Annotated in this window: 18 protein-coding genes; 13 read left to right on the plus strand and 5 right to left on the minus strand. The window is 65.2% G+C overall.

What is annotated here, in order from left to right; genetic code table 11:
- Window positions 1-65: 65 nt before the first annotated feature.
- Entirely contained in the window at window positions 66-308 is a 243-nt protein-coding gene (locus tag QO014_RS10505) for a YgaP family membrane protein (RefSeq protein ID WP_266348662.1), read from the plus strand.
- A gap of 47 nt (window positions 309-355) precedes the next feature.
- Here the strand turns inward: QO014_RS10505 and QO014_RS10510 are convergent, their stop codons facing one another.
- The 3 genes from QO014_RS10510 to QO014_RS10520 form a co-directional block, all read right to left on the minus strand.
- The gene (locus tag QO014_RS10510) at window positions 356-637 is read right to left on the minus strand and encodes a GlsB/YeaQ/YmgE family stress response membrane protein (protein WP_266348663.1); all 282 of its coding nucleotides are present in this window, start codon (window positions 635-637) and stop codon (window positions 356-358) included.
- A gap of 85 nt (window positions 638-722) precedes the next feature.
- Complete coding sequence (gene arfB / locus QO014_RS10515; RefSeq protein ID WP_266348664.1) at window positions 723-1,142, minus strand: alternative ribosome rescue aminoacyl-tRNA hydrolase ArfB; 420 nt, start codon at window positions 1,140-1,142, stop codon at window positions 723-725.
- Window positions 1,143-1,187: 45 nt separating this feature from the next.
- Window positions 1,188-1,451 carry a hypothetical protein gene (locus QO014_RS10520; RefSeq protein ID WP_266348665.1) on the minus strand — a complete coding sequence of 88 codons (264 nt, stop codon included), beginning with the start codon at window positions 1,449-1,451 and terminating at the stop codon, window positions 1,188-1,190.
- A gap of 189 nt (window positions 1,452-1,640) precedes the next feature.
- Here QO014_RS10520 and QO014_RS10525 point away from each other — a divergent pair, with 189 nt between their 5' ends.
- The 5 genes from QO014_RS10525 to QO014_RS10545 all read left to right on the plus strand — a co-directional run bounded on the left by QO014_RS10525 (window position 1,641) and on the right by QO014_RS10545 (window position 6,130).
- Window positions 1,641-2,468: an SDR family NAD(P)-dependent oxidoreductase gene (locus QO014_RS10525; protein WP_266348666.1), complete on the plus strand. Its 828-nt coding sequence runs from the start codon at window positions 1,641-1,643 to the stop codon at window positions 2,466-2,468.
- A gap of 175 nt (window positions 2,469-2,643) precedes the next feature.
- Window positions 2,644-3,789: a GGDEF domain-containing protein gene (locus tag QO014_RS10530; RefSeq protein WP_266348667.1), complete on the plus strand. Its 1,146-nt coding sequence runs from the start codon at window positions 2,644-2,646 to the stop codon at window positions 3,787-3,789.
- Between the two features lie 65 nt (window positions 3,790-3,854).
- On the plus strand, window positions 3,855-4,577 hold the full coding sequence (locus QO014_RS10535) for a phytochelatin synthase family protein (protein ID WP_266348668.1): 723 nt from the start codon (window positions 3,855-3,857) through the stop codon (window positions 4,575-4,577).
- Window positions 4,578-4,579: 2 nt separating this feature from the next.
- The gene (locus tag QO014_RS10540) at window positions 4,580-5,701 is read left to right on the plus strand and encodes an alpha/beta hydrolase (RefSeq protein WP_266348669.1); all 1,122 of its coding nucleotides are present in this window, start codon (window positions 4,580-4,582) and stop codon (window positions 5,699-5,701) included.
- A gap of 42 nt (window positions 5,702-5,743) precedes the next feature.
- Window positions 5,744-6,130, plus strand: coding sequence for a YybH family protein (locus tag QO014_RS10545; protein ID WP_266348670.1), 387 nt, complete (start codon window positions 5,744-5,746; stop codon window positions 6,128-6,130).
- Between the two features lie 12 nt (window positions 6,131-6,142).
- Here QO014_RS10545 and QO014_RS10550 read toward each other — a convergent pair whose 3' ends face one another.
- Together QO014_RS10550 and uvrB are read right to left on the minus strand one after the other, a co-directional pair.
- Entirely contained in the window at window positions 6,143-6,706 is a 564-nt protein-coding gene (locus QO014_RS10550) for a hypothetical protein (protein ID WP_307258000.1), read from the minus strand.
- 143 nt (window positions 6,707-6,849) lie between these two features.
- Window positions 6,850-9,708 (minus strand): excinuclease ABC subunit UvrB, encoded by a 2,859-nt coding sequence (uvrB, locus tag QO014_RS10555; RefSeq protein WP_266348672.1) that lies wholly within the window; start codon window positions 9,706-9,708, stop codon window positions 6,850-6,852.
- A gap of 105 nt (window positions 9,709-9,813) precedes the next feature.
- Between uvrB and QO014_RS10560 the strand changes: the two genes are divergently transcribed.
- From QO014_RS10560 to QO014_RS10590, 7 genes are all read left to right on the plus strand, one after another.
- Window positions 9,814-10,053 carry a type II toxin-antitoxin system Phd/YefM family antitoxin gene (locus QO014_RS10560; RefSeq protein WP_266348673.1) on the plus strand — a complete coding sequence of 80 codons (240 nt, stop codon included), beginning with the start codon at window positions 9,814-9,816 and terminating at the stop codon, window positions 10,051-10,053.
- Entirely contained in the window at window positions 10,050-10,463 is a 414-nt protein-coding gene (locus QO014_RS10565) for a type II toxin-antitoxin system VapC family toxin (protein WP_266348674.1), read from the plus strand. Before QO014_RS10560 ends, QO014_RS10565 begins: the two co-directional genes overlap by 4 nt.
- Window positions 10,464-10,596: 133 nt before the next feature.
- Window positions 10,597-11,016 (plus strand): YciI family protein, encoded by a 420-nt coding sequence (locus tag QO014_RS10570; protein ID WP_266348675.1) that lies wholly within the window; start codon window positions 10,597-10,599, stop codon window positions 11,014-11,016.
- A gap of 19 nt (window positions 11,017-11,035) precedes the next feature.
- The gene (locus QO014_RS10575) at window positions 11,036-11,533 is read left to right on the plus strand and encodes a GyrI-like domain-containing protein (RefSeq protein ID WP_266348676.1); all 498 of its coding nucleotides are present in this window, start codon (window positions 11,036-11,038) and stop codon (window positions 11,531-11,533) included.
- 126 nt (window positions 11,534-11,659) lie between these two features.
- Window positions 11,660-11,878 carry a SlyX family protein gene (locus tag QO014_RS10580; RefSeq protein WP_266348677.1) on the plus strand — a complete coding sequence of 73 codons (219 nt, stop codon included), beginning with the start codon at window positions 11,660-11,662 and terminating at the stop codon, window positions 11,876-11,878.
- 101 nt (window positions 11,879-11,979) lie between these two features.
- On the plus strand, window positions 11,980-13,674 hold the full coding sequence (locus tag QO014_RS10585) for an FAD-dependent oxidoreductase (protein WP_266348678.1): 1,695 nt from the start codon (window positions 11,980-11,982) through the stop codon (window positions 13,672-13,674).
- A complete protein-coding gene (locus tag QO014_RS10590) occupies window positions 13,671-13,979 on the plus strand; it encodes a UBP-type zinc finger domain-containing protein (protein WP_266348679.1) in 309 nt (102 codons plus the stop codon). Before QO014_RS10585 ends, QO014_RS10590 begins: the two co-directional genes overlap by 4 nt.
- Window positions 13,980-14,062 lie beyond the last annotated feature (83 nt).

Genomic DNA, 14,062 nt, shown 5'->3' on the forward strand with positions numbered 1-14,062 from the left:
GGAACGCGAATGGGAACGCGAAAGCACCTTCCAGCGTTCTATCGCCAGGCTACAGGAGACCTAAGATGATTTTTCGTTCCAAGCCACCCGTTATCGCACCCGCCATGTCGACGGGCGAACGCACGGCGTCGGTTCTCGCCGGCCTCTTCCTCGCCGCCGTCGCGGTGCGGCCACGGCCCAACAGGCTGTTGTCCGTGCTGGCGCTGGCGACCGGCTCCTACCTCGCCTATCGCGGCGCGACGGGCACCTGCCCGCTGAGCGAAGCGATCGAGGACCGGGTGCACTGCTCGGAGAAGAGCCACCGCTGACGGCGGCTTTTCCTATGGCGCGCAGCGTTGCCCTGCGCGCCTATTTCTCAGGTGCGGCGCTCGCCGTCACCTCGGGCGCGGCGCTTGACGATCGCGCCCCAGATGAGCAGCACGATGATTGCGCCGACAATGGCGCCGATGAAACCGGCCCGCTGATCCGGTCCATACCAGCCGACCTTCTGGCCGATCCAGGTCGCGACGAACGCGCCGGCAATGCCGAGGATGATCGTCAGGATGAACCCCTTGGGTTCATTGTCGCCAGGCATGATGAATTTGGCGATCACGCCCGCCACGAAACCGATGATAATCGTCCAGATGATGCCGCCCATAAAGCGCTCCTCGCTTGTGATGCCGTTCGTTCCCCCCGAGCGGTAGCAAGGCGATGTTGCACGGAGTCCAGTGATTTGGCGAGGGCTAGTCCAGCTTTACGCCACCGCGCAGCGCCTTGACGCCCGAGCGCTTGGCCTTGCCTTCGAGCCGCTTCTTCTTCGAGGCGAGCGTTGGCCGCGTCGCGCGCCGCGGCGTCGGTGGCGGCAGGGCTTCCTGGATCAGGGCGACCAGCCGCTCCAGCGCATCGGCGCGGTTGCGGGCCTGATCGCGAAAGCGCTGGGCGGTGATGACGATGACGCCGTCCTGCGTCAGCTTGGAGCCGGCGAGCCGCATCAGCCGCACAGCGACGGGATCGGAGAGCGCCGGCGACCGCCGCGCATCAAAGCGCAGTTGCACCGCGCTCGAGACCTTGTTGACGTTCTGACCGCCGGGTCCTGAAGCGCGGATGAAGGTCTCCTGGATCTCGCTCTCGTCCAGCGCGATATCGTCGGTGATGCGGATCATGAGGCCCCCTCCAGGAGAGGCGCTGCCGCCCTGTACGTGGCGGCCTTATTTCGTGGCGGCCTTGGCCTCTGCAATGCCGCCATCATAGGCCGCGCAGATCTGGTCGAGATCCGTCGTATTCTCTGCGACGCGGGCGACATTGATCTGCTTCTGCTTCCAGACGAGTTCCTGCGAAGGATTCTTCGCCACGATCGCCTTGACCAGGCTCGCATATTCGATCGACTTGGCCTGCAATTCGTCTGCCGTGCAGGCGAAAGCCGCGGGGCTCGCGGCGAAAAGAAGCGAAAGAGCCAATAATGTCCGGCGCATCGGCTGAAATCCTCGTCTCAAAGCCAGTCCCCGATTCGATATAGAAGGTTGCGCGATAAGTTGCACCTCTGCTTGCCGCGACATTCAGGCGGGCTCAAGGCCGAACACTACTCCAACGAGAATACTGGCGTCGCGCGGATGGCTTCCCTATCGTGCCGCTCGATCGTCTGGACCTCGGAGGAAGCCGCCATGACCCATCCTGTTCTCGCCCCGAACCATGTCGCTGTCGTCACCGGCGGCGCCGCGGGCATCGGCCTCGCCGCAGCGCGCAAATTCGTCTCGCTCGGCCTCAAGGTCGCCATCGCCGATTGCCGGCAAGAAGCGCTCGATGCGGCCGCTGCCACGCTCGGGCCGGATGTGCTCGCCATGCGGGTCGACGTCGCGAACCGCGCCGATGTCGAGGCGCTGAAGGACGCCGTCTACCAGCGCTTCGGCGCGGTCCATGTGCTGATGAACAATGCCGGCACGGGCAATGGCGGCCCGGCGCTGGGCGACCTGCCCGATTGGCAGCGCGTGATCGGCACCAATCTCTGGGGCGTGGTCAATGGCGTGCAGGTCTTCGTGCCGGAAATGCTGAACAACGCCACCCCCGCCCTCGTCATCAACACCGGCTCCAAGCAGGGCATCACGACCCCACCCGGGGATACCGCCTATAACGTCTCGAAGGCTGGCGTGAAGGTGTTGACCGAGGCGCTGCAGCACGAACTGCGCAACAAGGATGGCGCGCGGATCAGCGTCCATCTGCTCATTCCCGGCTTCGTCTGGACCGGCCTCACCTCGGGCGCGAAGACCGACAAGCCCGCCGGCGCATGGACGCCCGAACAGACCATCGACTTCATGCTGGAATCGCTCGATCGCGGCGATTTCTACATCCTCTGCCCTGACAATGAGGTCGATCGCGCCACCGACGAGAAGCGCATCCTCTGGGCCGCCGGCGACATCGTCGAAAACCGCCCGCCCCTCTCGCGCTGGCACAAGGACTATGGCGACGCGTTCAAGGCCTTCCTGAAAGGCTAGGCAAAGGGCCCGGTTGCTGCCGCGACGCGGGCACAGTCGGGCTCCCCTAGCGAATATTGCATCGCGATGTCATTCTGTGCGCCGCAATGATCCATGGCGGTTCGGGACCGGCTTGCCATGGCGCGTGCGTCACCGTCGAGGGAACCCCCGGTCCCGAGAGATCCAATAGGCATTCATGAGCGGCGCCATCTTCGCCCTGACCGTCAACGTGACCGTGGCGCTGCTCGTCGCCCTGACGTTCCTGATCTTTTCGCGCACGCGCAACGTATCCCCGGGCGTGCAGTGGTTCGCCTTGAGCTTCGCCGTCGGCGCGCTCACGCCGCTGAGCGAGATCCTGGTGCGCGCCACACCTTTCCCCGGCTTTTTCGTCGCGACCAGCTTCGGCACGTTCTGCCTCGCCTTCCTGCTCATGGCCCATGGCCTCGCCGTCTATTACGGCACGAAACTGCCGCGCTGGCTGTTGCCGGGCATGCTGACGGCCTCGCTCGGCGGACGCGCGGTCATGTGGCCGGGGCCGCGCAACAGCCTGCCCTATGAACTGCTCTATCAGTTTCCCTTCGCGCTAACCCTCGCGCTCGGCGGCGGTGTCATCCTGAAGGCGTCGCGGCATCGACCGCTCGATCTCCTGCTCGCCGCCATGTTCTTCCTCGTGGCGCTGCATTTCCTGATCAAGCCCTTCGCGGCCGTCACCTTCGGCTCCGGCCCGACCGCGCGCGACTATATCGGCAGCGTCTACGCGCTGATCTCGCAATCCATCACCGGCATCCTGCTGGTCGGCACGGCGCTGTCGCTGCTGCTCGTGGTGGTCCGCGACATGCTGGATATGGCGGAGACACATGCCGATCGCGACATGCTTTCCGGCCTTCTCAACCGGCGCGCCTTCGACCGCGAGGCGGCGAAGCTTCTCGCGAGCGCCATCGCGCGCAAGAGCCGGATCGCGGCACTGATGTTCGACCTCGACCACTTCAAGGCCGTGAACGACACCTTCGGCCATCCCGCGGGCGACGCGGTGATCCAGGCTTTCGCCCGGCATCTGCACGCCCAACTGCCGAGCAACGCCATTATCGGGCGGACGGGCGGCGAGGAATTCTCTGTCGCGCTGCCGATCGCCGACGGTGCGGAACACGCGGCCGAGCGCGTGCGCGAGGCCATGGCGCTGCAGACCTTTCCGGAGATCGACCCGCGGCTGGCGGTGACAGTGAGCTGCGGCATCACGGAATCGACTCCGGACGATACGCTGCGCACACTGATGGTGCGCAGCGACAGTGCGCTCTACAACGCCAAGCGCCAGGGCCGCGACCGCGTCATGGCGGTCGCCTGACGCAGGGGCTATGGCGGGAGAAGCGAGGGCGCGCCATAGTAGCGGCTCCTGCCAGGGAGGGTGCCATGACTATCCGCGGCTCGTTCTTCTCCATTCTCGTCTCCGGCCTGATCGCGACCGCCGCATCGGCCGAGACGCTGCCTCTGCCGGCCAATCTGATCGGGGCGGCGAGCGAACCCGGCGCGGCGCTGCTGATCGGCGCCGAGGCCCGCACGGCCTATTTCCCACTCGCCGACAATTTCGTCACGCAGAAAACCCAGTCCTTCTGCGGCGTCGCCTCCATGGTCATGGTGCTGAACGCATCGGGTGTGCCAGCGCCCGCCGTGCCGGAATATGAGCCCTACCGCACCTTCACGCAGGATAATCTGCTCGACGCACGCACCGATGCGATCGTCCCGCGCGAGACGATCCTGAAGCAGGGCATGACGCTCGACCAGCTCGGCGGCGTGCTCGCAACGCAGCCGCTCAGTGTCACCGTCCGCCATGCCGGCGATACGACGCTCGACGCCTTCCGGAACGAGGCGCGGGACCATCTCGCGTCCCCCGGCCAGTTCGTCGTGATCAACTATCTCCGCAAGGCGCTCGGTCAGGAAACCGGCGGCCATATCTCGCCGCTCGCCGCCTATGACGCGGAGGAGGACCGCTTCCTGATCCTCGACGTCGCCCGCTACAAATACCCGCCCGTCTGGGTCAAGGCCGATGAGCTGTTCGCCGCGATGAATACGCCGGACAAGGACAATGCGAACAAGACACGCGGTTATGTGCTGGTGACCAAGAAGGGCGACTGACGGTGGCTGACAGAAGGAACGGCAAGGGCGAGCCGACGCGCCGGACCATGCTCGCGGGCGCGTTCGGCGCCGCGCTGGCGCCCGTGCTCTCGGTGCCGTTCGCCGGGCTGCTGATGCCAACGCGCGCCGCGGCCGAGGCCGGCGCCGCCATGCCCATGGCGCGCGAAGTCCCCGCTCGCCTGCTGCCGGTGCCGAGCACGGTCAGTCCGGAGTTGCAGGCCGTTGTCGGCGCGCCGTTGCCGGCGGGATGGCAGGACATTCCGGCCGATGCGGATGGCTGGCGCAGCCTGCAACGCCTGAGCGGCGCGGGGCCGCACCCCATCCTCGCCGAAATCAGGCAGAAGCTTCGCGTCGACGTGACGGCGGACAAGATCGGCGGCATCCCGGTCTTCATCTCGACACCGCGCGATCTGCCGGTGGCCAACCGCAATCGCCTCCTCCTGCATCTGCATGGCGGGGGCTATGTGTTCTTCCCCGGCGAGATCGGGGCCGGCGAAGGCATGATGATGGCGGGCTATGGCCGGTTTCGCGTCGTCTCGGTCGATTACCGCATGGCGCCCGACTTCCCCTTTCCCGCCGGGCTCGACGATGCGACCGCCGTCTGGAAAGCGCTCACGGCCAGCAATGACCCGAAGCGGATGGCGGTATTCGGCACGTCGGCCGGCGGCGGACTGACGCTCTCGCTGATGCTGAAGGCAAACGCCGCCGGCCTGCCGCTTCCCGCCGCCATCGCGCCCGGCAGTCCCTGGGTCGATCTCGCCGGCAAGAGCGATTCCCTCGCCACCAACGCCTTTGTCGATAATGTCCTCGTCTCGGAGACAGGCTGGCTCGGGGCGGCGGCAGAGCTCTATGCCGGCGGGCAGCCACTCGACACGCCGCTGATCTCGCCGATCTATGGCGATTTCGCCGGATTGCCGCCGGCGATCCTCACCTCCGGCACGCGTGACCTCCTGCTCAGCGACACCATCCGCGCCCACCGCAAGCTGCGCCGCGCCGGCGTCGAAGCGGCCCTGCAGGTGTTCGAGGGCGAAAGCCACGCCCAGTTCCTGACGCCCTTCGTCCCGGAAACCGAAGAAGCCTTCACCGAGATCGCAGCGTTTTTCGACCGGCATCTGACCGTCTGAGCGGAAGCCGATCCGCATCCGCCATACTGGAAGGACAACCGCATGCAGCCTGCAACTGACCCGATTGACTTGTTGGAGCGCTACGGGACGCTGATCAATCAGCACCGGTTTGAGGTTCTGGCGCCACTGATCGACGCCGATGCGATCTTCTGGTTCAACGATGGCTCATTCAGCGGCCTCGACTCCATCAGGACGGCTTTCGAGACAACATGGGCGCGCTATCCCGAGGAACGATACTGGCTGGAGGATGTCAGCTGGATTGCCCGCTCGAGCGATGCGGCGAGTTGCCTCTACCGCTTCCGCTGGAATGCGACCATTGACGGTCGCCCGGCCTCAGGCAGCGGACGCGGCACCACCATCATGCGATGCACCGATGGCATATGGCGGATCATCCACGAACATCTGAGCGCGGAACCGAAGAAAGCCTGACACTGAAGCGCTTCAGCGTCGCGCCGCCTCCCGCTTCTCGCTGGCCCTCCGTATCGAGGTCAGCACGCGGCCGCGGATCAGCCCGCTGACCGGGCGGATGAGATACCAATAGGGCGCGAATTTTCTACGCGAGACAGGATCGGGGCAGAATATCCGAGTCTCCGTGGTCAGTTTCGTCAGTCCGCCGGCACCGGGCTCGGTGGAGAAGCCGAGGACCAGCTTCGCGATGCCAGGCCTGTCGAAGGCGCGGAATGCCGTTCCGTCCGCTATGGACACCAGCCCGAAATCGGAGCGCCAGAACTGACCAACGAGGCCATAGACCAGCTCGCTGCCATCGCGCCGATCGAGAAGCGTGAAATTGTCCAAGCTGAAGGTCGGCGGCAAACCCGCTCGCCGGCCGCCAAGCCAGCCTGCAAGCCGCATAGGGATTTCCCGCACTCCGATCATCGCGCGGAAGAACGGGTCCGATTCCGCCCGATAGGCCGAAGCGGCTTCGATGATCGTGTCCGGTCGGGCAGCTACATTCCGACAGTGGCGTTCGCTGAAATCGTAATCCGGCAAGTAATCGTCGAGCATCGACACACCAACCTCCAGCCGGTCCGATCAAGAATCGGCATCACGACAGATATGGACCTTTCCTCGACGTGCAGCGACAGCCACCAAGTCTCCGCCACTTGAGCCCGTTCCGGAGCACAGTCATCAGGGCCTGATCACAGAAGCTATGAACGCCTCGGACCTTTCTTGCCGGCATGGCTGCCCGCTCGTCCGCCGAATGACCGCCCGCCCGGGCGGTGGTTGGTCGTCATCGGATCGGGGCGCTTCGGCGTCTCGCGCTCGTCGGCGGCGAGCGAGGTCAGGTTCGAGCTGGCGCCCATCTCGTCGAGCGTCGGCTTGCGTGCCTTCCCCGCCGGGACTTCGGTACGCTTGACCGTCATCTCGTCCAGATCGTTCTTGCGCGCGCGTGTCGCCGGCTCGGGCGGCAGGTTGGCGGCGCGGCCATATTTCTTGTCGCCCTGATAGCCGCCCGTGCGATCGTCGATCGCCGTCTGGCGCGCCAGCGGATCGTCGGCAATGGCGAGTTCGGTTTCCTTGAGGCGCTTGATCTCGTCGCGCAGACGCGCGGCCGTCTCGAATTCGAGGTTCATCGCCGCCTCGCGCATCCGCTTTTCGAGATCGTCGAGATGCGCCTTGAGATTGTTGCCGACGAGCGCCGTATCGGCCATGCCCGCATCGACGGTGACATGGTCCTGCTCATAGACCGACGCCATGATGTCGCCGATCGACTTCTTGATCGATTCCGGCGTGATGCCGTGCTCGATATTATAAGCCGTCTGCTTCTCGCGCCGGCGCGCCGTCTCCGCCATCGCCCGCTCCATCGAGCCGGTGATGTGATCGGCATAGAGCACGACCTTGCCGTCGACGTTTCGAGCCGCGCGCCCGATGGTCTGGATCAGCGAGGTCTCGGAGCGCAGGAAGCCTTCCTTGTCGGCATCGAGGATCGCGACCAGCGCGCATTCGGGGATGTCGAGGCCTTCGCGCAGCAGGTTGATGCCGATCAGCACGTCGAAGGCGCCGAGACGCAGATCGCGGATGATCTCGATCCGCTCCAGCGTATCGACGTCGGAATGCATATAGCGGACGCGCACGCCATTTTCGTGCAGATATTCCGTCAGGTCTTCGGCCATGCGCTTGGTCAGCGTCGTGACCAGCGTGCGATAGCCCTTCTTCGCCACCTCGCGAACCTCGCCAAGCAGATCGTCGACCTGGCTCTTTGCGGGGCGGATCTCGACGGGCGGATCGATCAGCCCGGTCGGGCGGATGACCTGTTCGGTGAACACGCCGCCGGTTGCCTCCATCTCCCAGGTGCCGGGCGTGGCCGAGACGTGGACCGTCTGCGGGCGCATCGCGTCCCATTCCTCGAAGCGCAATGGCCGGTTGTCCATGCAGGACGGCAGGCGGAAGCCATATTCGGCCAGCGTCGCCTTGCGCCTGAAGTCGCCGCGATACATGCCGCCGATCTGCGGGATCGTGACATGGCTCTCATCCGCGAAGACCAGCGCGTTGTCGGGCAGATATTCGAACAGCGTTGGCGGCGGCTCGCCGGGAAGGCGGCCGGTCAGATAGCGCGAATAGTTCTCGATGCCGGCGCAGGCGCCGGTTGCCTCCATCATCTCGATGTCGAACCGGCAGCGCTGCTCCAGACGCTGCGCCTCCAGCAGGCGACCCGCGGCCTCGAGTTCGGCGAGGCGCATGCGCAGTTCCGCCTTGATCGAGGCGATGGCCTGGTTGAGCGTCGGTTTCGGCGTCACATAGTGCGAATTCGCGTAGACCTTGACGAATTTCAGGTCCGACGTCTTCTGCCCCGTCAGCGGGTCGAACTCGGTGATGCTCTCGACCTCGTCGCCGAACAGCGACAGCCGCCAGGCGCGATCTTCAAGGTGGGCCGGGAAGATCTCGACCGTATCGCCGCGCACGCGGAACGTGCCGCGAATGAAGTTCACGTCGGAGCGCTTGTATTGCAGCGCCACGAGATCGGCGAGCAACTGGCGCTGGTCGAGCTTTTCGCCGAGCTCGATGCCGAAGGTCATCGCGGTGTAGGTCTCGACCGAGCCGATACCATAGATGCAGGAAACCGAAGCGACGATGATGACGTCGTCACGCTCGAGCAACGAGCGCGTCGCCGAGTGACGCATGCGGTCGATCTGCTCGTTGACCGAGGATTCCTTCTCGATATAGGTGTCCGTCCGCGGCACATAGGCCTCGGGCTGGTAGTAGTCGTAATAAGAGACGAAATATTCGACCGCGTTGTCCGGGAAGAACGACTTGAACTCGCCATAGAGCTGGGCGGCAAGCGTCTTGTTCGGCGCGAGGATCAGCGCCGGACGCTGCGTCTCCTCGATGATCTTCGCCATGGTGAAGGTCTTGCCGGAACCCGTCACGCCGAGCAGGACCTGGTCGCGCTCATGCGCCGCGACACCGGCGACGAGTTCGCGGATCGCATTCGGCTGGTCGCCGCGCGGCTCGAATGGCGAGACGATCTGGAACGGCTTGCCGCCTTCCGATTTTTCCGGCCGCGGCGGACGGTGCGGCACCCAGGTCTTGTCGCGCACTTCCGGACGGCCGCTCTCGATCAGCGCGCTCAGCGCCGCGACCGTCGCCGTCACGGAGGACGAGGCGAGGCTCGATCCGGCGATCGCCTCGGCCTCCTCCAGCCCGATATCCAGGCCCGAGACAGGCATCAGTCCGCTCGCGGCGCGCTCACGGGCCGAGCCGGCAATGCCGATGGAGGTCCCGCGCCCGGATTTGTGGGTGGTCGAGGCCGCCTTGCCGCCCTTGTCCTGCCTGGCACCCTTGGCCTTCTTCTCCGCGTCGACCGGCAGGTCGACGAGCTGCATGCGCTCGGGCCGCGCGCGCGGCGCGCGTTTCGGCTTCGGCGCGATCGGCTCTGCATCGGCTGCGCGCGCGATCTCGTCCATCCAGTCGGCAATGTTGCCTGACAGCGGTTCGCCGGTGGGTGCGCCTTCGAACGAAGCCTGCGGAGATTCGCCGAAGCCGGTGTTTTTAGGAGGTCTGGCCATGGGTACGAAAGTAGAACGACTCAGGCCGGATTTGAAGGGTCGGATGCTTGAAAGTTTTGGTCTGAGCTATAAACTAGTTGAAACAACCAACCAGAAAGTGGTGCCATGATTACGGTCGGTGCCTTCGAGGCCAAGACGCATCTGTCATCTCTGCTCGACCGCGTCGCGGCTGGCGAGGAAGTCCTTATCACCAAGCATGGCAAGCCGATCGCCCGGCTCATTGGAGCGCAGCAGCCTGATCGTGAGCGCATTGAAGCGGCCTGGAACGAATTGGTGGAGCTCCGGAAGGGACAGACGCTGGGCGGGCTGTCATGGAAGGAACTGCGCGATGAGGGTCGGCGTTGACGGCGTTCGTCATCGATAGCTCGATCGCGCTAACATGGTGCTTCATGGACGAGGTCACCCCGGCGACGGATGCGTTGGCGGCGGTGGTGCGGCGCGAGGGCGCCTTGGTGCCTTCGCTCTGGCAATGGGAGATCGCCAACGTCTTGCTGCATGCGGAGCGCCGAAACCGTATCGGAGCCGGCGAAGCCGCGCAGTGTCTACGCCTTCTCGGCCAGATGCCTATCGTCATTGACGATATCGATCGCGACCGGACATGGCGCGAGACGTTCGCTATTGCCCGATTGCAGCGCCTGACGATCTACGATGCCGCCTATCTGGAACTCGCCCTTCGCAGCGGGCTACCCCTGGCGACACTCGACCGCGACCTGGCCAAAGCCTGCCGCGCCATGGGGATCGAAACGGCGCCATAGGGCGCATATCAGGAACTGATCGGAATTCTTCGACGAGATGTCGGCTCGGGAGAGCTTCGCCCGTCTTAATCTCGTGGCCATTCGCCGGCACGCTCCAATTGCCGTGCGCCGCCGACTTCATGAGGAGAAGACCATGCGTTTCATGATGCTGATGATCCCCAAGGGCTATGAGGACGCCGCGCCCGGCACCATGCCGGATGTCGAGGCTGTGGCCGCGATGATGAAATATAACGACGCGCTGAAGGAGGCCGGCGTGCTGGTCGCGCTCGATGGATTGCATCCGCCATCCATGGGCGCGCGGGTCTCCTTCGAAGGCGGCAAGCCGATCGTCACCGATGGCCCCTTTGCGGAGGCGAAGGAAGTGCTCGGCGGCTACTGGATGATCCGCGTCAACTCGCGCCAGGAAGCGATCGACTGGGCCAAGCGCTGCCCGGCCGGCGACAATGAGGTGATCGAGATCCGCCAGGTCCAGGAGTTCGACGACTTCCCCGGCGAGATCCAGGCGGAAATTTCCGCCTATCCCGGCCTGCTCGATGGCGCCAAGGCACCATGATGTCGCTCGGAGCACGCCCATGCTGACCTTGCCCGAGATCGTCGAGCGCTCGGCCCAACCCTATCTCGCCATCGCCGTCACGACGACGATGGACGATCTCTCGACCCTGGCGCCGAAGACGATCGATGCGCTGATGGAACATGCCGCCATGCGCGGCATCGATCCTGCCGGACCGATCTTCTTCAAATATGATTTCATCCGCATGCCCGACCGGCTGGAGATCGAAGTCGGCTTTCCGACGACCGCCCTCCTCGCCGCGGACGAGACGGTCAGGAGCGGCATGCTCCCCGCCGGCCGTTTCGCAACCGTGACCTATCGCGGACCTTATGACGGCCTCTATGACGCCAATGCCGTGCTGATCGGCTGGGCGAAGGAGAGGGGCCTGCGCTGGGATGTCGAGACGACGCCATCGGGCGATCGCTTCGGCTGCCGGCTCGAAATCTATGTCACCGACCCTGTGACCGTGCCCGATCCGAAGGATTGGGAAACGGAGCTGGCGATCCGTCTCGCCGCATGAGCGCGTGAGCGGCGGCGTCGACGCCGCTCCGCCGCCCTTGCCGAACCCGCCCTCTTGCCTCTGGGGCCTGCGCCGCCTACGCAACGGGCGTGGCCGGCATGGCCGTCATGCGCAAGGAGCGAACCGATGGACAGCCCGATCCTCACCGCCCGCATCATCCAGCTCGAGACGCGGCTCGCCTATCAGGACCAGACGATCGAGGACCTGAACGCGGCCGTGACGGCGCAGTGGAAGGATATCGATCTCCTGCGCCGCCAACTCGCCAAGTTGACCGAAGAGGTCAAGGAAGCTGCACTGCATGCGCGCGAGCCGAACGCACCCGAACCGCCGCCGCCCCATTACTGATCTTCCACATCATCGCAACCAACGTATGATCCCAATTGTCCGGCATTTCGGACAAGATCGAAACCAGAGGGTGGTCGACGCAGCGGTGAAGGAGAGCGGGCATGGCTTCGAGTGTTGAGAACCGGCGCGACCAGATGTTTCCGACACTCGAGGCGGCCGAGATCGCGCGGCTGACGCGATTTGGCACGCCGGTGACCTATCCCGACGGCGCGCACATGATCGCGGCTGGCGCGGTGGCGCGTGGCATGTTCGTCATCCTGGCGGGCCATGTCGAGGTGTCGCGGCGCGATGCGGCCGACACCGAGCAACTGGTCGCAAATCAGGGGCCTGGTAGCTTCGTTGCCGAGCTCGGCCAATTGTCCGAGCGTCCCGCCCTCGTCGACGCCTATGCCAGGGGCGAGGTCGAGGCGTTGGTGATCCCCTCCGACAAGCTGCGCGCCTTGATGATCGCCGAGGCGGAACTCGGCGAGCGGATCATGCGCGCGCTGATCCTGCGCCGTGTCGGACTGATCGAGTCCGGAGCGGGCGCTGTCATCGTCGGCGGTTCCGATCTCGGCGATGTCCTCCGGCTGCAGAATTTCCTGCGGCGCAACGGACAGCCCTATCAGCGGCTCGATCCCGTGGCCGATCCGGCCGCGCAGGCCATCATCGAACGCTTCCATCTGAGCCAGGAGGAGATGCCGATCGTCATCTGCCCCGCCGGTCAGATCCTGCGCAACCCTTCGGAGACCGAACTCGCTCGCTGCATCGGCCTCGTCGGCCCGATTGATCCCGATCATCTCTATGACGTCGCCGTGATTGGCGCCGGCCCGGCCGGCCTCGCCACCGCCGTGTATGCGGCATCGGAGGGCCTGTCGGTGCTGGTGCTCGACACGCGCGCCTTTGGCGGCCAGGCAGGCGCCTCGGCGCGGATCGAGAACTATCTCGGCTTTCCCACCGGCATCACCGGCATGGCGCTGATGGCGCGCGCCTATAATCAGGCGCAGAAATTCGGTGCCGATCTCGCCATCCCCGATGAAGTCACCTGCCTGGAAGATGCCCCGGTCAACGGCGAAGCGCGCTTCCGCCTGACGCTCGGGCCAGACGAGCACGCGAATGCGCGCACCGTGGTGGTCGCCAGCGGCGCCCGCTATCGCCGCCCTGATATTCCGAACATCGAGAGCTTCGAGCTCTCGAGCATCCATTACTGGGCCTCGCCGCTCGAGCGGAAGCTCTGCAGCGAACAGGAGGTCGTGCTCGTCGGCGGCGGCAATTCGGCCGGACAAGCCACGGTGTTTCTCGCCGGCCAGGCCAAAAAGGTCTGGTTGCTGATCCGCGGGCCGAGCCTGGAAGCCAGCATGTCGCGCTATCTGATCGACCGGATCGCGTCGCTGCCCAATGTCGAACTCGTCACGGAGAGCGAGATCACGGCGCTGGACGGCGAGGCCGGCATCCTCGAAGCCGTGAGCTGGACCAACCGGAGCATCGGCGTGGTGACCACGCGGCCGATCCGCCATGTGTTTCTCTTCATCGGCGCCGATCCGAACACCGCCTGGCTCGCCGATTGCCGCGTGGCGCTCGACAAGAAGGGCTTCGTGCTGACCGGAGCCGACAATGCCGGCATCGATCGCTTCCCGCTCGAGACCAGCCGGCGGGGCGTGTTCGCCGTCGGCGACGTGCGCTCCGGATCGGTGAAGCGCGTTGCGGCCGCCGTTGGCGAGGGCGCGCAGGTCGTCGCCGCCATCCATGCCTATCTCGCCGCCCACCCCGTGGCCCCTGCCCCCGGACAACCCGCGCCTGAAAGGATATCCGCATGAGCGATGAATGTTCGCACACGGCCAGCATCCGCGTCGTCAAGCCCAGCGCGCGCGGTTGCGAGGAATGCCTGAAGACCGGCAGCATGTGGGTGCATCTGCGCCTCTGCCGCAGTTGCGGCCATGTCGGCTGCTGCGACCAATCTCCGAACCGCCACGCGACGCGCCATTTCCAGGCGACCGGCCACCCGATCATCGAAGGCTACGACCCGCCCGAGGGCTGGGGCTGGTGCTACATCGACGAGGTCTTCCTCGACCTCGGCGACAACACGACCCCGCAGGACGGCCCGATCCCACGCTACGTGTAGGCCGGTTTTGCAACCTTTAATTATATCGACAATGCAATATCCGTATAAGTTGTAATGATCGCTTGACTCGCGCATTCTGATCC

It is taken from the genome of Kaistia dalseonensis, assembly GCF_030814715.1.
GTDB lineage: Bacteria > Pseudomonadota > Alphaproteobacteria > Rhizobiales > Kaistiaceae > Kaistia > Kaistia dalseonensis.